Source organism: Rhodococcus sp. NFXS4 (assembly GCF_058139645.1).
Genome location: NZ_CP192221.1, coordinates 3,755,648 through 3,772,437 on the forward strand (window position 1 = coordinate 3,755,648; position 16,790 = coordinate 3,772,437).

At 67.8% G+C, this 16,790-nt stretch carries 18 protein-coding genes; 8 read left to right on the top strand and 10 right to left on the bottom strand.

The features are described 5' to 3' along the window. Positions 1-22: 22 nt before the first annotated feature. The 6 genes from J4E04_RS17705 to J4E04_RS17730 all read right to left on the bottom strand — a co-directional run bounded on the left by J4E04_RS17705 (position 23) and on the right by J4E04_RS17730 (position 5,852). Positions 23-994 (bottom strand): phosphotransferase family protein, encoded by a 972-nt coding sequence (locus J4E04_RS17705; RefSeq protein ID WP_037184065.1) that lies wholly within the window; start codon positions 992-994, stop codon positions 23-25. Beyond that, a complete protein-coding gene (locus tag J4E04_RS17710) occupies positions 991-2,199 on the bottom strand; it encodes an acyl-CoA dehydrogenase family protein (RefSeq protein WP_027504432.1) in 1,209 nt (402 codons plus the stop codon). Before J4E04_RS17710 ends, J4E04_RS17705 begins: the two co-directional genes overlap by 4 nt. 31 nt (positions 2,200-2,230) lie before the next feature. Continuing rightward, positions 2,231-3,382, bottom strand: a complete 1,152-nt coding sequence (locus J4E04_RS17715) for a thiolase family protein (protein WP_027504433.1) — start codon at positions 3,380-3,382, stop codon at positions 2,231-2,233. Further along, positions 3,379-3,783 carry a Zn-ribbon domain-containing OB-fold protein gene (locus J4E04_RS17720; protein ID WP_490149154.1) on the bottom strand — a complete coding sequence of 135 codons (405 nt, stop codon included), beginning with the start codon at positions 3,781-3,783 and terminating at the stop codon, positions 3,379-3,381. The genes J4E04_RS17715 and J4E04_RS17720 overlap by 4 nt, the downstream gene beginning before the upstream one ends. Before the next feature lie 55 nt (positions 3,784-3,838). Next, on the bottom strand, positions 3,839-4,627 hold the full coding sequence (locus tag J4E04_RS17725; protein ID WP_027504435.1) for an enoyl-CoA hydratase/isomerase family protein: 789 nt from the start codon (positions 4,625-4,627) through the stop codon (positions 3,839-3,841). A gap of 70 nt (positions 4,628-4,697) precedes the next feature. Further along, positions 4,698-5,852: an acyl-CoA dehydrogenase family protein gene (locus tag J4E04_RS17730; protein ID WP_490149155.1), complete on the bottom strand. Its 1,155-nt coding sequence runs from the start codon at positions 5,850-5,852 to the stop codon at positions 4,698-4,700. 86 nt (positions 5,853-5,938) lie between these two features. Between J4E04_RS17730 and J4E04_RS17735 the strand changes: the two genes are divergently transcribed. The 6 genes from J4E04_RS17735 to J4E04_RS17760 are packed head-to-tail and all read left to right on the top strand — an operon-like array spanning position 5,939 to position 12,124. Next, the gene (locus J4E04_RS17735) at positions 5,939-6,337 is read left to right on the top strand and encodes a nuclear transport factor 2 family protein (protein WP_285189844.1); all 399 of its coding nucleotides are present in this window, start codon (positions 5,939-5,941) and stop codon (positions 6,335-6,337) included. Next, on the top strand, positions 6,334-6,705 hold the full coding sequence (locus J4E04_RS17740) for a hypothetical protein (protein ID WP_222639947.1): 372 nt from the start codon (positions 6,334-6,336) through the stop codon (positions 6,703-6,705). Before J4E04_RS17735 ends, J4E04_RS17740 begins: the two co-directional genes overlap by 4 nt. Before the next feature lie 31 nt (positions 6,706-6,736). Continuing rightward, a complete protein-coding gene (locus tag J4E04_RS17745) occupies positions 6,737-7,774 on the top strand; it encodes an ABC transporter substrate-binding protein (protein WP_490149156.1) in 1,038 nt (345 codons plus the stop codon). A 49-nt stretch (positions 7,775-7,823) separates the two neighbouring features. Beyond that, entirely contained in the window at positions 7,824-9,425 is a 1,602-nt protein-coding gene (locus J4E04_RS17750) for an MFS transporter (protein WP_490149157.1), read from the top strand. After that, positions 9,422-11,353, top strand: a complete 1,932-nt coding sequence (locus J4E04_RS17755) for an oxidoreductase (RefSeq protein WP_490149158.1) — start codon at positions 9,422-9,424, stop codon at positions 11,351-11,353. The genes J4E04_RS17750 and J4E04_RS17755 overlap by 4 nt, the downstream gene beginning before the upstream one ends. 57 nt (positions 11,354-11,410) lie before the next feature. Further along, on the top strand, positions 11,411-12,124 hold the full coding sequence (locus J4E04_RS17760; RefSeq protein ID WP_490149159.1) for an alpha/beta fold hydrolase: 714 nt from the start codon (positions 11,411-11,413) through the stop codon (positions 12,122-12,124). A gap of 24 nt (positions 12,125-12,148) precedes the next feature. On the opposite strand, the gene J4E04_RS17765 is transcribed toward J4E04_RS17760, so the two are convergent. The 3 genes from J4E04_RS17765 to J4E04_RS17775 are packed head-to-tail and all read right to left on the bottom strand — an operon-like array spanning position 12,149 to position 14,864. Further along, the gene (locus J4E04_RS17765; RefSeq protein WP_490149160.1) at positions 12,149-13,183 is read right to left on the bottom strand and encodes a zinc-binding dehydrogenase; all 1,035 of its coding nucleotides are present in this window, start codon (positions 13,181-13,183) and stop codon (positions 12,149-12,151) included. Then, positions 13,180-13,521, bottom strand: coding sequence for a helix-turn-helix domain-containing protein (locus J4E04_RS17770; RefSeq protein WP_051613017.1), 342 nt, complete (start codon positions 13,519-13,521; stop codon positions 13,180-13,182). Before J4E04_RS17770 ends, J4E04_RS17765 begins: the two co-directional genes overlap by 4 nt. Further along, complete coding sequence (locus tag J4E04_RS17775; RefSeq protein WP_490149161.1) at positions 13,518-14,864, bottom strand: DUF1254 domain-containing protein; 1,347 nt, start codon at positions 14,862-14,864, stop codon at positions 13,518-13,520. The genes J4E04_RS17770 and J4E04_RS17775 overlap by 4 nt, the downstream gene beginning before the upstream one ends. An 81-nt stretch (positions 14,865-14,945) precedes the next feature. Between J4E04_RS17775 and J4E04_RS17780 the strand changes: the two genes are divergently transcribed. Together J4E04_RS17780 and J4E04_RS17785 are read left to right on the top strand one after the other, a co-directional pair. After that, positions 14,946-15,320 carry a YidH family protein gene (locus J4E04_RS17780; RefSeq protein ID WP_490149162.1) on the top strand — a complete coding sequence of 125 codons (375 nt, stop codon included), beginning with the start codon at positions 14,946-14,948 and terminating at the stop codon, positions 15,318-15,320. Further along, positions 15,317-15,685, top strand: a complete 369-nt coding sequence (locus J4E04_RS17785; RefSeq protein ID WP_222646501.1) for a DUF202 domain-containing protein — start codon at positions 15,317-15,319, stop codon at positions 15,683-15,685. Before J4E04_RS17780 ends, J4E04_RS17785 begins: the two co-directional genes overlap by 4 nt. 24 nt (positions 15,686-15,709) lie before the next feature. Here J4E04_RS17785 and J4E04_RS17790 read toward each other — a convergent pair whose 3' ends face one another. Next, positions 15,710-16,759, bottom strand: a complete 1,050-nt coding sequence (locus J4E04_RS17790) for an ABC transporter substrate-binding protein (RefSeq protein WP_490149163.1) — start codon at positions 16,757-16,759, stop codon at positions 15,710-15,712. Between the last annotated feature and the right edge of the window lie 31 nt (positions 16,760-16,790).

The window sequence follows — 16,790 nt, forward strand, 5'->3', positions numbered from 1 at the left end:
GTGGATACGAGGGCGAGGGAGCTCAGGCGAGCAGGGCGGTGCCGGTGTCGATCAGCCGAGAGATGGTGGCGGGCAGCTTCTCCTGGTCCGGATCGTGATGACGGCCCTCCCGGTGACGACGCAGGTTGTGCCCCATGATGGCGGCCATCTTGAGTCGTCCCAGGGCGTCGAACCACGGCAGATCGGGCAGGTCGCGTCCCGCACCGGCGTAGATCTCCACCAACTCGTCGGCGCTCGGCAGACCGGGGACGGACCGCCCGACACCGGGGAAGTTGTCGCCATCGGCGAAGACGAGGAACCACCCCAGCTCGACACGGGGGTCGCCCACACTCCAGATCTCCCAGTCGATGAGCGCGACCGGCTCGGTACCGTCCGCGATCAGATTGCCCAGGCGATAGTCACCGTGCACCAGCGTCGACGAGACCGCATCCGGGACGCGGGCACCGAGAAGGCTCAGCAGTCTGTCTCCGCCCTCCACCAGTTCCGGTGGAACGGCGCCGAGCGTGCGAGCCCACCGGGCGAGTTCGTCACCCGGTGAGAGCGTGGGACCGGCGTCGGGCACAGCTCGGTGATCGACCGCGTGCAGCTCGGGCAGGACCGCCGCCGCACGCCGCATGCGCGCGGCCGCCAGCTCCGGGTCGACGGCCGGATCGTCCAGAACAGGCTCGAGCGACTCACCGCGGACGAATGTCATGGCGTACCAGGAGGGCTCGGTGTCGTCGACCATCACGATCGTGGGCACCGGCACCGACGTACCCGCGAGTTCCCGCATGATGGTCGCCTGCCGCAGCATGTCGTGGCGCCCGACGGGGCGCTGCCCTGCGGGCACGGCCTTGACCACCAACTCGGCGTCGTCGGTCCGCACGCGGTAGGTCAGACCGGAGTGCCCGCCGAGGAGTGGATCGAAGCTGCGCAGCGATCCGAGGCCGCCGGCCTCCAGCTTCTCGGCGACGCGCTGCTGCAGTGCGGAGTGTGTCGTGTCGTCGGTGGTCACGGCCTCGGCTCTCGGGGAAGGCCGAGAACGCGCTCGGCGATGATGTTGTGTTGGATCTCGTCGGTGCCGCCGGCGATGCGGTATCCGGGCGCGCCCAGGACGTGTTCCGTCCAGGCGAACGTGCCCCATTCACCGGTGTCGGACACCAGATCGGAGCCCAGCATCCGGCGAACCGCCGCTGATGTTCGGGACATCGTGGTGGTCGCCAGCAGTTTGCCGACGGACGCCTCGGGGCCGGGATCGCGTCCGGAGACCACGACGCCGGCGACGCGCATGGCGGTGACGCGCTGAACATGGCTGTGCACAACGAGATCAGCAACCTGATCCAGCTCGATCTCGGTGAGGGGCCGACCCAGATTGCGCGCCAGTTCCACGGCCCGGTCGGCGTTCGCCAATCCGAGGTTGCCGCCATCGAGCCGTTCGGCCGCCAGCACGGTGAGAGCCACCTGCCATCCCTGTCCCTCCGGCCCGAGACGGTGCGCATCGGTCAGCCGCACGTTCTCGAGGTACACCTCGTTGAACGAGCTGCCGCCCGTCATCTGCCGAATGGGGCGGATGGTGACGCCCTCCGCGTCCATCGGGACCAGGAAGACGGTGAGACCTTTGTGCTTCGGGACCGAGGAATCGGTGCGGCACACCGCCACTCCGATGTCCGAGACGGTGGCTCCCGACGTCCAGACCTTGTGGCCGTTCAGCACCCACCCGTCGTCGTCACGGACTGCGCGCGTACGGACCGCAGCGAGGTCGGAACCGGCCTCGGTCTCCGAGAAGAGTTGGCAGGCCATGAGGTCGGTGCGCAGCATCGCGCGCACGTACGTTGCGCGCTGATCCGGCGTGCCCCATTTCTCGATCGTGGGTGCCACCAGTTGCTGTGTCACGGAGAACATCTCGGTGCGGCGCGGGACATCGAACCGGTCCTCCGCGCGGCGGAAGGCGAGTACGTGGGACAGCGGGAGATCTCGTCCACCGTATTCCGCGGGCCAGTCGAGCGGACCCCAGCCGGCGTCGAACTTCCGTCGTTCGTAGTCGCGGATGACGTCCGTGTGCCGGCGTTCCTCCTCGGGCGTCCAGTTCTCGAAGACGGCCACCGAGTCGGAGCCCTCGCCCCACGTCGTGCTGGTCCGCGGTGCGGCCACGCTGCTGAGCCACGCCGTCGCCTCGGCGGTGAATGCTCGGACGTCGGACGACACGGTGCTGGTACTCATGGACTGACCTCGCTGGTCGGATCGGACTGGTTCAGACGGACAGAACGGTGCAGGCGCTGATGCCCGGTGCCCCGTAGACATGGGTGAAGCCGATGGACGGCCCGCCCGGCACCTGACGATCGCCGGCCTCGCCGCGCAACTGGGTGACCACCTCGTGCACCTGGCGCAGACCGGAGGCGCCGATCGGTTCACCGTTCGCGATGCACCCACCGTCGGTGTTGACGGGTAGACGCCCGCCGATCTCGGTGGCTCCCTCGGCGATCCACTGCTCCTGCTCGCCGTGCTCGCAGAAGCCGCACTCGGCCATGTGCATGAGTTCGGCGCCGCTCTCGGTGTCCTGCAGCTGGGCCACGTCGACATCCGACGGGGAGATTCCGGCCTGTTCGAAGGCGGCCGCGGCAGCATCCGCGCTGACGCTGGTGGGCTCGCCGACGCCCTGGACGGACGGACTGAAGACCTCGAAAGAACCGAATCGCCGGGTTCGATGTGTGATGGCGCGCAACCGGATCGGCCGGCCCGTCAGACGCTCCGCCACCTCGGGAGAGGCCACGATCACCGCCGCACCGCCTTCGCCGGGCGAACAGAACATGTAGCGGGTGAGGGGATCGTTCACCATGTCCGCGGAGGCGATCGCCTCGGCCGACATGGGTTCGCGGCGCCACGCATTGGGATTGAGCGCGCCATTGCGGTAGGACTTCTCGGCGACGCGTGCGAGCGTGTCTGGGGTGATGCCGTGCTGGCGCATGTACCGGGAGATCTTCGCGCCGAAGAACTGCGTGGTCACCATGAGACCCGCCTCGCCGTACCCCTCGGACAGACCCCACTCCGCGGGCGTGGGATCGAAGGCACCGCGCGGGTGCTTGTCGAAGCCCACGGCCAGGCCGATCGACGCCGATCCCGCCCGTACGGCGTTGACCGCCGAGAACAGGGCGCTGCCGCCGGTGGCACAGCCGTTCCGCACGTTGGTGAACGGCAGTCCGGTGAAACCGAGCTCGCTGACGAGCGTGTCGGCGAGGCCGGCGGAGTCGCTGCCGCCGAACGCCACATCGACGTCCGGCCAGGCGATTCCCGCGTCGGCGAGCGCGGCGGTGATGGCCGAGACGGCCATCGCGCGGCCACTGACACCGGGTTGGCGTCCGAACTTCGACAACCCGACTCCGACGATGACCACAGACTCGCTCATGCGGTATCTCCCACTGTGCTCGGTGCAGACGACGGACCGGCCTCGACGACCTCGAACCGGGGAACCGGGACGACGGCCGTGAGGTGGACGAGGGCTCCGTGCAGGTCGTCGACGTTCTCGGTGTCGAGAATCGCCTCGATCCGGATGCCTTCGCTCAACTCGACCCAGCCGACCGCGAACGGGGTGAACCCGCCCACGGGTGGCACGTACGGCGGCGACTTGGGCGGGAAGCGTTGCACCGTGTGGGCCCACACGGTGCCCGACGTACTCAGGTCGACGGGTTCTGCCGTGGGCGTGACGCACCGGGAGCAGAGACTCGACGCCGGGTACGCGACCGTGCCGCACACAGTGCATCTACTGCCCTGCAACACCACCCGCTGTGCCCCGAGACCGTTCGTCATCGTGATCCTCCCGCTCCCCGCCGACCGTCGTTCCTCGTTCGTGTCTCGCTGTGGATCAGCGACCGACCCACTTCGGCTCACGCTTCTCGAGGAACGCGGTGACGCCTTCTCGCCCGTCCTCGGACTGCAGAGCGTTGCCCACGGCGAGATGCTCCATGACCATGAGGGACTGGATGTCCGCGTCGAGGCCGCGGTCGATCGTCATCTTGGTCAGCTTCATCATGAACGGGCTCTTGTCGGTGAGCTGCGCGATGAACTCCTCGACGGTCTTGTCCAGCTCGGCGGCCGGCGCGGACGCGTTGATGAGATCGAAGTCCGCAGCCTCGACACCGGAGAGCAGCTTGCCGGTCAGCATCAGTTCCTTGGTCTTGCGGATGCCGATCATGCGCGGGAGGCGGTAGATGGGGCCGGCACCGCCGAACAGTGCACGGCGGATGTGGAAGTCGCCGATCTTGGCGTCGTCGTCGGCGATGGCGAAGTCGCAGGAGATCATGAGCTCGAACCCACCGGCGGTGACGTAGCCCTCGAGGACTGCGACGGACGGAGTGTTCATGGAATACAGGCGATCGCAGACCTTGGCCGAGAGCACGGCCACGTCCATGGCGTTGGTACTGCCGACGTAGTCGGACAGCAGGATGTCGAGGTCGAACCCCGAGCAGAAGGTGTTATTCACACCGCGCAGGACCAGGACCTTGAGGTTCGGGTCGGCGTCGACCTCGGCGATGATCTCGTCGAGTCGGTACAGCAGCTCCGGAGTCACCGCGTTCTTCTTGTGCGGGCGGTTGAGCCAGACGCGAGCGACGTCGCCGTCCTTCTCGAGCAGGATGTGGTCGGTGTCGATCATGGGATCTCCTTGGGCTGCGTCACGATTTGAACTGGATTCACTTCAGTTTTACGGCATGGGGTCGAGCGCGTCAACCCTCGACTCGAACCGGGTTCAGTCCGATGAGGTCGGCGATGCGGCGGCGGTGGTACACCGCATCGCCGAGCAGCGCCTCGTCACCGGTAGCTCGGCGAAAGTATCTGTGCGCCTGGTGCTCCCACGTGAAGCCGACGCCACCGTGCAGCTGCACAGCCTCGGCGACCGACTCGGACGCGACCTCCGTGCACACGGCGCCGGCGATCGCGACCGCGAGCGCGGCACGGTCCGGGGAGCTGTCGTGGAGCGCAGCAGCGAAGCGGGATGCCGATCGCGCTCGTTCGAGAGAGAGGAGCAGGTCGGCGAGTCGGTGCTTCACGGCCTGGAAGGAGCCGACGGGCCGACCGAACTGCTGCCTGGTGGTGACGTACTCGACGGTCATCTCCAGCATGCGATCGGCGATTCCCGTGTGCTCGCTCGCCAGCCCGATCGTCGCTCGCGCTGTCAGGTCGTCGAGAGCGGAGGCCGCGTCCGCCACCTCGGTGAGCACGGACGCCGCTGCCGAGTCGAGGTGCACGTCGGCGCGCGGCCGCGTCGGGTCGATGACCGTCCGCGGGACGGCGCGCACCGCGTCGGAGAGGGGTACGGCGAACACTCGGGCGCCGTCCGCCGTGTGCGCCCCGACCACGACGACATCGGCCGAGGCACCGTGAACGATGTCGGTCGCGACACCGCTCAGACGCCACCCGTCTGCCGTCTGGTCGGCCGTGATCACCTGCGTGGCAGCTCGTCGCGTCTGCGACACGGGCAGGTGCACCGCGACGCGGAGTTCACCGGCGAGGGCACCGGACAGCATCTCGTCCACAGTTCCGGCCGGAGCTCGGAGCAGCGCGTGCACGCCGACACCGGCCGCGAACAGCACCGGCTCCGACACGAGCGCTCGGCCGCACTCCTCCAGGACCACGGCCATGTCCGTCATCCCGTACCCGAGGCCGCCACGATCCTCGGGAACGGACAGCATGGTCACGGCCATGTCGTCCACGAGTGTCCGCCACAGTGCCGTCGGGTCCCCCTCGTCTCGCCCATGGTGCCGCGCCAGTACTGCGCGCATCGCGGACCGGAGATCGGTCTGCTCCGGCCCGGGAATCAGGCCCGCGGGCTCCGCCTCCGGCCAGGGCGAGTAGGTGACGTCGTCGATCGCTGCAGACATAACACTCCTGAGTCGAGTTCAGTTCTGTTTCGAGAGTATCGGCGAAATGGGTGACGTGCGGACTTTTCTTGAACTAAGTTCGGTTCATGCTTCGAATCGAGTCCTACTACGCCACCCTCGACAGCGGTGAGCTCGAGCAGGCGACCGACATGCTGGCGGAGAACGTCTCCTTCGTGATGATCGTCCCGACGGGAGCCCGAGCCGGCACCGGTCGCGCCGCGATGCTCGACTACCTCACCGGACGTCCCCCTGTCGGCCGGCAGCATCGGCTGCTGCGACGCGCACAGGACGGCGACGTCCAGTTCGCCCAGGGAGCCGTCACCGAGCACGGCGATGTCGTGACGGGATATTTCGTCGCGGCGATGCACCTCGACGAGAACGGACTGATCGACCGCTACCAGGTGTCGTTCGATCCCGACCACGCACTGGTGCCGTGGGCCGGTTCCGACGCGCCCTCGACCGACCCGACGGGAGCACGACGATGACGATTGATGCGACAGCAATCCTACGAACATGGTTCTCGTACATGGACTCCGAAGATCCCGACCGGGTGCTGACCATGATCACGGACGACTTCCGGATGTCCGTGCAGTTCTCCCGTGGGGAGGGAGCGTCCGCCGAATTCGTCGGCGACAGAGAGGGACTCGTCCTCTACCTCGCCCAGCGTGAGAAGAGCACCCTCGTTCATCACATCGACGTCGGATCCCGGGTGGGCGACGTGGAACTCGTACTGGGGCGGACCACGCGAGACGGCGACTTCGAGGCGTCCTTCAACGCGACCGCGTCGGTCGACGCGGCCGGCTCGATACGCCGGTTGCTCATCTGCCGGACACCGGAACTCGCATTCGACTGACGCCGTCGACCACAACTGACAGGAGACCCTCATGAGCACGTGGTGTCGTACGCTCGCGGCGCTGACATCGGCAGCCGCAGTCGGGTTGTCGGCGGCCTGCAGCGGTGGGGCGACAGCGTCCGGACCGGTGTCGGGCACGTGGGACGACGTGGTCGCCGCGGCGAAGGACGAGGGATCCGTCTACCTGTACTCGTCGCAACATCCCGAGAACCTCGCCTCGGTGAAGACCGGATTCGAGGCGACGTATCCCGGCATCACGCTGGAATTCACGCGGGGTTCCGACGTCGAACTGAACCCCCGCGTGGACGCGGAGCACAAGTCCGGGCGCGGGATCGGCGACGTCCACATGACCACCGACCCCGCGTGGATCCGCGCGGCCGCCGACTCGGGCGAGTACTCGGTGAACGTCGTCGGACCCTCGTTCGACAACCCCGACTACGGTCGAGACACCAGCGTGCTGGAGGACAAGCTCTTCCTCACCAGCGCCGCCGTTCTGGGGCTCGGCTGGAACACCACGGCATTACCGGACGGTCTCGACAGTCCGGAGGATCTGCTGGCTCCCGAACTGCGTGGACGTGTCGGCGTCGTGAATCCGGCGGGCTTCGCCGCCGTGACCGATCAGTTCCGGTTCTTCGACCGGAACTGGTCACCCGACTACACCGACGAACTCGCGAAGAACGAGCCACGTGTCTATCCCGGCGTTCTGGCCGTCGCACAGGGCCTCGGGTCCGGAGAGATCATCGCCACGCCGATGGTCCAACCCCTCGTGCGCGAGCAGGAGGCAGGCGCACCCGTCGGGTGGTTCAGGCCGGACCCGGCGTGGGGCGCCCCCTACTACTCCCATGTTCTCGCGTCCGCACCGCACCCGAATGCAGCGCAACTTCTCGCCGACTTCCTCGTCTCCCCCGAGGGCCAGCAGGCGTTGTCGAAGGGGTACGCGAGTGTGCTGCCGAACATCCCGGAGTTGGTCGGACGCGCACAGGACATCGCACTGACCGACCCCGCGGACCTCGACCCCGCAGCGGTCACCGAGTACCAGGCGGAGTGGGAACAGCGTTTCATCCGGTGACGTCGGGCTTCATCCGGTGATGCCGGCGGGCGGCGAAGGGGCACAGGCCATGACACGACCACCGACCGTCACACTCCTGACGCCGTTACGTGTGCGCCGATTACGCATGATGTTGGGTTTCGAACTCGGCGCCGCCATCGGGATCTGGATCCTGGTTCTGGCGGTCCAGTGGACCCTGACCCGAGCAGGAGAATCCGCGTTCGCAGTGTCGGGCGTCCAGTTCGCCGCCAGCCTGCCCTTCTTTCTGCTCTCCCTCCCCCTCGGCGCGATAGCGGAGCACGCCGGCCATCGAACTCTGCTGACCGGCACGGCGATCGGGCTGCTGGTCACGTCGGCAGCACTCACGGTGCTCCAGGTCCTCGAACTCGCGACGATGCCGGTTCTGATGGCGGCCGTGTTCCTGTCGGGGTGCGGTCTGGCGTCGGTGGCGATCGTCTGGCAATCGCTGCTGCCGACGCTGGCGACCCGCGAGATGATGACCGTCGTGCCCGCGATCGACGGCGCCATCTTCAACGGTGCACGCGCCATCGGTCCGGTACTCGGCGGGGCACTCCTGGCCGCATGGGGCGCCACCTCGACCTTCGCTCTCGTCACGGTCGTGTTCGCGATCTGCGTCGTCCTGGCGGCCGGTCAGATCCCGCCTCGGTCCGGGCGAGTTCCCAGGACCGAGTCGGTTCTCGAATCGGTGGCGACGAGTCTGCGGTTCATCCGTCATTCGCGATGGACGCGGAGACTGTTGTTCCGTGTCGTGATGTTCGGCCTGCCGGCGAGCTGCCTGTGGGCTCTGCTGCCGCTCGTGGCGTACGAGATGCTCCACGTGACGACGTTCGAGTTCGGAGTGTTGTCCGGGGCGATCGGTGTCGGAGCGGTGGCGGGCACCATCGCCTCGATGCCGCTGCGACGACGCCTGAGCTGGAACGTGTTCGCGGCCCTGGGTTCTGCCGCGTACGCACTGGTTCTGCTCGGTCTCGCCGTCGTGCCGTGGATGCCGGTCGTGTTCGCTCTACTGGTGATGGTCGGCGCGGCCTGGGTGGGCGTGCAGAGCACGTGGATGATCGCGACGCACGCGGTCGTGCCACCGTGGATCAAGGCCCGAGTCATCGCCGTCGTGATGCTGACGTTCCAGGGCAGCCAAGCGGTCGGCGCCCTCTTGTGGGGGTTCCTCGCCGACACGATGGGGCTCGTCTCCGCTGTCGCACTCTCCGCCGTCGCGATGTCGGTGTCGTCGATCGGACTGCTGCGCCGAGGCATTCTGCCCAGCGACTCCATCGCGCCCGACCCGTCCGGTGCCGCCGGACCGCCGGAACTCGAACCGGGTCATCGTGGCGCGACGATCGTCGTCGAGACGACGTACGTGGTCCGTCCGCAGCGGGCGGACCACTTCGTCCACGCCATGACTCGTCTGAGGTCGTCGCGCCTGCGCCTCGGCGCATCGCGATGGGCGCTGACCAGGGTGAGCGACTCCGCCTCGACGTACGTCGAGTTCTGCACCTTCCGGAACTGGGCCGAGTACTCCGCCCAGGAGACCGTGCGTCTCACAGTTCCGGAACGGCTCGTCCGAACCGACCTCGCGCTCGACCTGGCGGAGGAACCGCGTGTTCGAGTCCTCGTCCGCCCCAGAACATCCGCCGACAGAACCGAGTCCGCATGAACGACCACTTTCCCCACCTCTTCTCACCGATCCGAATCGGCGGACTCACGTTGAAGAACCGACTGGTCGCGCTCCCGGCGGGCACGTCGATGGCGGTCGACGGTGTGCCCACCCACGGGGACACCGAGCACGTCGAGCGTCTGGCCGCGGGTGGAGTGGGCTTGATCATCGGGGGTGCCACGGTCGTGCACCCGACGACGACGCTGCGCTCGCGCAAGCTGATCGAAGCCTACCGGGTCGAGGTCATTCCGAGCACAGCGGCCAAAGTGTCTGCGGCGCATCGCCACGACGCACGATTCATCGGCCAACTCTGCCATCTCGGACGTGAGTTCATCGGCGGCGAATCGGATGCGCCGCCCTCCGCGCCCTCGGCGATCAAGACCGCGCGCGACGCCTACCCACCCCACGAACTGTCTGTCGCGGAGATCGAGGACATCGTCGAGGGTTGGCGCACGTCGACGCGAAACCTGGTGCGAGCAGGTGTCGACGGGGTGGAGCTTCATGCTGCGCACGGGTACCTCCCCGCTCAGTTCATGTCCCCGCTCACGAACCGACGAACGGACGATTTCGGCGGCTCGTTCGACGGCCGAATGCGCTTCACCCGTATGGTGATCGAGGCGATGCGGTCGGAGATGCCCGCGGGGCTCGTGCTCGGAGTGAGGTTGAGCGGGGAGGAGGAGATCCCCGGCGGAATGTCGATCGACGACTGCGTTCGCATCGCCGAGAACGTGGCCGCGGTCGGCGTCGACTACTTCAGCATCACCCACGGCACCCGCGGGAAGTACGTCAAGGATTCCACCGGCGCGGACGCGGTCGCGATCCCGTCGGCTGCGAGGGTCCGATCGGCGACCGGGACACCGACTCTCGTCGGACAGCGGATTCGCGATGCGGGCGTTGCGGACCACGCCATCAAGACCGGACAGGTGGACATGGTCGGCATGGCGCGGGCGCTGATCGCGGACCCCGAACTGCCGAACAAGTCCCGAACCGGTCGCCTCGACGAGATACGCGGCTGCCTCGGCGTCAACCAGGACTGCAGGGCCTTCGACCCGCATCTGCACTGCGCGGTCAATGCCGAGATCGGGCGCGGTCGACACGTCGACGTCGGTCGACGAGCCCGCGCGACGAAGGACGTCGTCGTGATCGGCGGCGGCCCCGCCGGTCTCGAAGCCGCTCGCGTGGCCGCGGGAAGGGGCCACCGAGTCACGGTGTTCGAGAAGAGCAGTGCCCTCGGCGGATCCGTGCGGGTGGCTGCCTCGGCGCCGCACCGGGCGACGCTCATCGACATCGTCGACTACCTGGAACGGGAGATGCGTCGGCTGAAGGTCGATGTTCACCTGTCGGCCGGAATCGGCGAGGACGACCTGGCCGAGATTCGCTCCGCGTCGGACCACATCGTGGTGGCGACCGGATCGCGTCCGGTCGACCTGACCCCGTTGCTCCGAGAGCGCACCGCCTACAGCGTCGACGACGTTCTGCTCGGCCGGGTGTCGGGCGACGCGGGCCGGGTGGTGGTGTTCGACGACGGTGACGGGTTCTGGCCGGCGTACAGCGCGGCCGAAGCCCTGGCGCAGCGGGGCTGGGAGGTCACCGTGGCCACGACGCTCACCGCTCTCGCGTCCCGAATTCCCGCCGAGAGTGCAGGACCGCTGCTCGATCGACTGGGTGACGCGGGGGTCGACTTCCAGATCGCGCACGCCCTTCACGTCCCCGACGACCCTGCTGATCCAGTGACCTTGCGTCCGGTCTTCGGGACCGGCGACCGGCCCTACGAGGACGCCGCGATCGTGTGGCACCAGCCGCGAGTGGCAGTGTCGTCCTTCGGACTCGACGCGGGCCCCACCGTCAGTGTCATCGGAGATTGCGTCACGCCACGGCGCATCGGTCACGCGATCGCAGAGGGCTATCGGGTGGGCGCAGAACTCTAGACTGCCGGTGCCGCTGGACCGCACCACCGACGAATCATGAAGAGAATGGAGCACATCATGTCGTTCGTACTCGTGCACGGTGCCGGAATGGGCGCGTCGTGTTGGGACCGCCTCGCGCCACTGCTGACGGGGCGAGTCGTCGCGGTCGACCTTCCGGGGCGCGGCACACGCGCGGACGTCGACCTCCGCACCGTCACCCTGGAGGACTGCGCCGACGCGATCGTCGCGGACGTGGAGCGGGAGGACGTCACCGACATCGTGTTGGTGGCCCACTCGTTCGCCGGAGTCTCCGTGCCCCGCGTCCTCGACAGGCTGCAGGACCGTGTCCGGCACGTCGTCTTCCTGGCCGCGGTAGTCCCGACGGACGGAACGGCGGTGATCGACGGGATCGATCCTGCGGTTCGCGACATCGTGAAGGCGTCCATCGTGGGCGGCAGATACGTCCAGGGCCCCGAGGGGGCACAGGCCATGTTGTGCAACGACATGGACGACGAACAGACCGCGTGGACTCTCGAGCAGCTCGTCGACGACTCCGGCGCGCTGCTCACCGAGACCGTCGATCTCTCCGGCCTCCAGGTCGACGTCCCCCGCACCTACATCCGGACGGCGAGGGACATGTGCTATCCACCAGCACTGCAAGAAGCCTCGTCCGCACTGGTCCGCGCCGGAGCCGGGTCGGGGCACGTCGTGCACATGGGCTCCGGACACATGCCGATGATCAGCGCCCCCGACCGCCTCGCAACGCTGCTCGACTCCCTCTCCGCCGACTGAGTTCCGACGGTGACGCCCGCGAGGTCATCCCAGTCGGACGAGCGTCTTACCTATGTTCTCCCCTGCCAGCATCGAGACCAGTGCGGCCGGGGCCGAATCGAGTCCGTCGAACACCCATTCGTCGTACCCGAGACGGCCCGCGTCGATGAGGGAGGTGATCTCCGCGCGCATGTCGGCTTCGAGGTGCAGGAACGATCCGGCCCGGTACCCCCGCATCGACAGATTCTTCGACACGAACTGGAACAGGTTGCCGGGAAGACTCGGCGCGTCGGCCGCGTCGTACTGGGACATCTGGCCGCACATCGCGATACGTCCGTTCGGTCGAAGTGCGTCGATCGCTGCAGTCAGGTGATCACCGCCGACACAGTCGAAGTACGCGTCGATGCCGTCCGGCGCCGCGGCGGCCACCGCCGCGGGCAGCGATTCGTGATGATCGAAGGCGTCCGCCAGGCCGGACGCTCGCAGATGGGCCACCTTGGCCGCTGACCCTGCCGATCCGATGACGGTGGCCCCTCGTGCCACCGCGAGTCCCGCCGCGAGCCCACCGACCGCACCGGCAGCGGACGACACCCAGACCGTGTCCGCGGGCCCCACGTCGAGGATGCCGATCATCCCCGCGTACGCGGTGAGACCGGAACTGCCCAGGGGCCCGAGGAACCACTGTTCGGGCAGACCGCCCGGACGGACGACGGTGGGCGACCCGTAGCCGCCGATCGTCGCGGTGTCGGCCGAGATGAGGGCGTACTCACGCAAACCCAGTGTGTGAGTGACGATGTCACCGACAGCAAAAGCGGAGCTCTCCGATCGTTCGACGACGCCGAGAGCGAGACCTTCCAGTGCCTGCCCCGGCGCGAAGGGCGGCAGATAGCCTCCCGGCGTCTGCCTCGACAGCCGGATGCGGATCGACGGATCGATCGAGAGCCACGTGTTGCGGACGAGCACGTCGCCGGAACGGAGCTCGGGCACCGGCGCCTCCACCACCTCGAGGTCACCACTCGTCAGTGCGCCGTTCGGCCACGAGCGCAACACGACATGACGGGTCGAGATCACCCCGGTCATGCCGCACCTACCGCGCTCGGCGTCATCCCGGTCCACCGGCGGAAGGCGCGCCGGAACGCCCGTGGTTCCGAGTAGCCCAATCGGGCCGACACGATGTCCAGGGCCTCGCCGCGCCGAAGCGCCTCCACCGCGCGGGCGGCGTCGTGTCGAGCACGCAGAGCACCCAGAGTGGTCGACTCACCGGCGAGCAGGCGCCGTAGGTGCGGCTCGCTGATGTGGAGAGCGCGGGCCACCGCGGTGGTACTCGGCAGGGGTCCGCGCGCACAGGATGCGAACTCGCACAACACCCGTCGAGATACCGGTCCGAGTTCGATCCCTCCGGATCGCGTGTCGGTCATCGGTCCCCCACGGTCCGAGACGACCTGGCGGGCGTCCGCCGCACGACTGGCGGGCTCCACGCCCGGTCCGAGGGTCCGTACAGCCGCAGCATCAACCGGAAGTCTCCGGACGGAGTCGGGAGCCAGTTGCTCGTCCCTTCCGCGGGCGGGGTCGACGCGAGTCGAACGGTCAGGGATCCGTCGTGCGCCACCGTCACGCCGGGCGTCCGGTCGGTGATTGCATATCGGCCGATCGAGTTCTCGCACAGCAGTCCTCGCTTGTGGTAGACGGTGAGGGACCAGAAGAAGCGCGCCGGCGGCGCCTCGCCGGCAGCGAAGGTGATGTCGTAGGAATGCGCACCCGACAAGGGGCGCCCACCGTCGTCCACCTCACACACCGGGTACAGCGCCTCGTCCGCCGGGTTGACGTAGATCTGAGACAACGCGACGGCCGCGCGCAGAAGATGGTCGTCGCCGAAATCCGTGCCGAGTTCGTTGACCGACCAGCCGTTCGTCGTCCGGCCCAGCGACCTCACCCGGTCGGCGATCGCGTCCAGGCCGTCGGACAACCCTGCTGCGAACTGCGAACGTGCTCGCGTGGACTGCTCCCCTGGGTGCAGCGCTCTACGCAGTCGCGCCATGCTCTCGCGGACCGCGGGTGGCACGTCCGCCGCCGCGACACCGGCGACGGCGTGGTCCAGCGAGTCGAGAAAGGCTTCCGGATCGCGTAGTTCGTCATCGCGTTCACGGAGGACGAGCGTGCGGGTGGCAGCGTCGCACGCAGCTCCGGGCGCACGCGGCCCGTCCAGCACGATGACGTCTTGCACGGCGATCACTCGCCGGAGATCCTCGGCATCGTCCGGTCGCACCAGGATGCGCACTGCAACCATGACATGACGTGTTCGGCAGGCCACCAGTAGTTCGTCGTCCGCCATGACCACCTCGCTGCCCGAGCGGACGATATGCAGTGTCGGCAAACGGCTCCCGTGTGTCCGCTGACCCTGTACCGCGATGGTCGTCGAGTCGGCCTCACCTATCTGAATGCAGTAGTAGCGGTCCCCGAGATCGGGCATTCGAAGCGTAAACGACCCGACATCGAGGTCGACGAAGGCCAGTGAGTAGAGCGTGTCCACGTTGGGAGCCACTCCTGCGGTGAGGGTGGGATCGGACAACCTGCGCTGATGGCCCATCGTGTTCAGCGCTGCACCCGCCGATGTGAGCGGCCGGTCCACGTCAGGCTCCAGCGGGGATGTGAACCGGAGACGCAGTCGCTGAGCGAAGACGAGCGGAAATCCCCAGATCTGCAGCGCGCGCGCGTCGCGGAACAGCTCGTCGCCACCATCCGAGCAGTCGGGTGCAGTCACACCACGACCATAACTGAAGTGAGTTCGATTAGGCTAGGGACTCTTAGTGACATTGCGAGCCCTCGACCGTCAGGAGAAGTCATGTCCCAGGAGGAGGCGCACGATCGTCGGCGCCCGCGCCGGGTCTACTCCGTCGGTGCCGAACCGGACGCACGGTTCAGTCTGGCGAACGAGCGGACGTACCTCGCATGGATTCGAACATCGTTGGCGTTCATGGCAGCCGGAGTCGCGCTCGACGTGTTCGACGTCGGAGGGGACACGACGCCCGCACGCATCGCATCGGTGCTGCTGATCGGGTGCTCCGTCGTTCTCCCGCTGCACGCGTGGTGGGCCTGGGGCGCAGTCGAATCGAGCCTGCGCCGAAATCGACCGCTTCCGTCCCCTCGTGTCGGAGCACCCCTGGCCGTCCTGCTGGCGGTGGCCGCAGCGCTGGTCGTCTGGTCGGTCTTCTCGTGACGGGACCACCCGAGGGAAGGCCTGCGGGCGCACTCGGGGACGGTGGTCTCCAGGTCGAACGGACGGCGCTCGCCTGGCGGCGCACCGAGTGCTCGGTGGCGGTGTGCGCCCTGGTGGGTCTGCGCCTGGCCACCCACCAGGGTGACGTACCGACCGCTGTAGCCGCCGGCGTCGTACTGACCGGCGCCGTCGCTGCGCTCGTCGTCGACATCGTCCGGATACGGAAGCGCAGGCGCGCGGACGCCGGCCCGGACGCGCCGCAAGGAATCCCGGCGCGCGCTCATGTACTGGCAGTCCTCACTGCGAGCCTCGGCATCCTGGCACTGATCGTGGCCCGCACCGTGACGTTCGGCCCCGGGTACTGAGCCCGGGGCCGTTCCGTGCCTCGGTCAGCCCTGGAACTTCTGCTCCCACTCACGCGATTCCCGCTCGATGAACTCGGGAGTGAGTTGTGTCGGATCGGGCCCGGCGATGTCATGGGCGTCGGCGGTCGCGCCGTCGATACCGGGCAGCGCAGTCGCGACCCCGATCGCCTGCGCCCGTTGCCCTTCGGGGCTGACCAGGAAGTCGGCCAGAACCTGCGCAGCGTTGGGATGAGGCGCGACCGACGTGACGTGACCGTAGAACGGTGTTCCCCACGACGGCGTCGGGAGCGCCCAGTTCACCGGAGCTCCGGACGCGACCTCCTGCACGAGAGGCTGGACCATGGGGGAGACGACGACCTCACCGGAGGTGAGTGCCTGCGCGACCCCCAGCGAGCTCGGGTAGATACGAGGCTGCTGCTCGGCGAGTTGATCCACGAAATCGTCGCCGAAGTTCTCGCGGTAGAAGCGGTAGAGATCCACGTAGGACGCGATGCCGACGGGGTTGACCACGCCCACCTTGCCTCGGTACTCGGGGCGCAGGACATCGCGCGGATCCGTGAGTCCGGCCGGCACGGTACCCGTGTTCCACCCCATGCCGAAGGTGGCGGCGACGTCGAGGAAGAACCTGTCGTTCTTGACGCTGCGGTCCCGTCCGTAGTCCGGATCGTCGAACGCGTCACCCTTCAGAGACTGGGAGTACGCGCCGGACTCCGCCGCCGACGCGATCCATGCCGTGTCCGTGACCACGTGTACGTCCGCAGTGCCCTTGCCGGTCTTGTTCTCGGTCTCGACACGAGGATTCAGATCCGCGTCCGTTCCGCGAACGAAATCGAGAGTGATCTCGGGGTACGTCTGACTCCAGGCCTTCTTCACGCTGTCGAGGATCGTGGTGTTCTGGCTCGAGTACAACATCACCGACCCCTCGGACTTCGCCGCGGCGACGACGTCGTCCCAGCTCCCCTCCACCGGAGAGGTACCCCCTCCACCGCTGCTGCCGCACGCCGTCATCGTCAGCGCCACCACCCCGACCACAGCGATCGTGGTCGTCCGGATCGATCTACCGAGAGCACTCATGTCCATCTCCTTTGTTGAACTGACCTCAGTT

What these genes read in the sequence shown, in the direction of transcription:
- J4E04_RS17710 (WP_027504432.1), bottom strand. Translation starts at nt 2,199, where the DNA reads ATGAGTACCAGCACCGTGTCGTCCGACGTCCGAGCATTCACCGCCGAG.
- J4E04_RS17715 (WP_027504433.1), bottom strand. Translation starts at nt 3,382, where the DNA reads ATGAGCGAGTCTGTGGTCATCGTCGGAGTCGGGTTGTCGAAGTTCGGA.
- J4E04_RS17720 (WP_490149154.1), bottom strand. Translation starts at nt 3,783, where the DNA reads ATGACGAACGGTCTCGGGGCACAGCGGGTGGTGTTGCAGGGCAGTAGA.
- J4E04_RS17725 (WP_027504435.1), bottom strand. Translation starts at nt 4,627, where the DNA reads ATGATCGACACCGACCACATCCTGCTCGAGAAGGACGGCGACGTCGCT.
- J4E04_RS17730 (WP_490149155.1), bottom strand. Translation starts at nt 5,852, where the DNA reads ATGTCTGCAGCGATCGACGACGTCACCTACTCGCCCTGGCCGGAGGCG.
- J4E04_RS17735 (WP_285189844.1), top strand. Translation starts at nt 5,939, where the DNA reads ATGCTTCGAATCGAGTCCTACTACGCCACCCTCGACAGCGGTGAGCTC.
- J4E04_RS17740 (WP_222639947.1), top strand. Translation starts at nt 6,334, where the DNA reads ATGACGATTGATGCGACAGCAATCCTACGAACATGGTTCTCGTACATG.
- J4E04_RS17745 (WP_490149156.1), top strand. Translation starts at nt 6,737, where the DNA reads ATGAGCACGTGGTGTCGTACGCTCGCGGCGCTGACATCGGCAGCCGCA.
- J4E04_RS17750 (WP_490149157.1), top strand. Translation starts at nt 7,824, where the DNA reads ATGACACGACCACCGACCGTCACACTCCTGACGCCGTTACGTGTGCGC.
- J4E04_RS17755 (WP_490149158.1), top strand. Translation starts at nt 9,422, where the DNA reads ATGAACGACCACTTTCCCCACCTCTTCTCACCGATCCGAATCGGCGGA.
- J4E04_RS17760 (WP_490149159.1), top strand. Translation starts at nt 11,411, where the DNA reads ATGTCGTTCGTACTCGTGCACGGTGCCGGAATGGGCGCGTCGTGTTGG.
- J4E04_RS17765 (WP_490149160.1), bottom strand. Translation starts at nt 13,183, where the DNA reads ATGACCGGGGTGATCTCGACCCGTCATGTCGTGTTGCGCTCGTGGCCG.
- J4E04_RS17770 (WP_051613017.1), bottom strand. Translation starts at nt 13,521, where the DNA reads ATGACCGACACGCGATCCGGAGGGATCGAACTCGGACCGGTATCTCGA.
- J4E04_RS17780 (WP_490149162.1), top strand. Translation starts at nt 14,946, where the DNA reads ATGTCCCAGGAGGAGGCGCACGATCGTCGGCGCCCGCGCCGGGTCTAC.
- J4E04_RS17790 (WP_490149163.1), bottom strand. Translation starts at nt 16,759, where the DNA reads ATGAGTGCTCTCGGTAGATCGATCCGGACGACCACGATCGCTGTGGTC.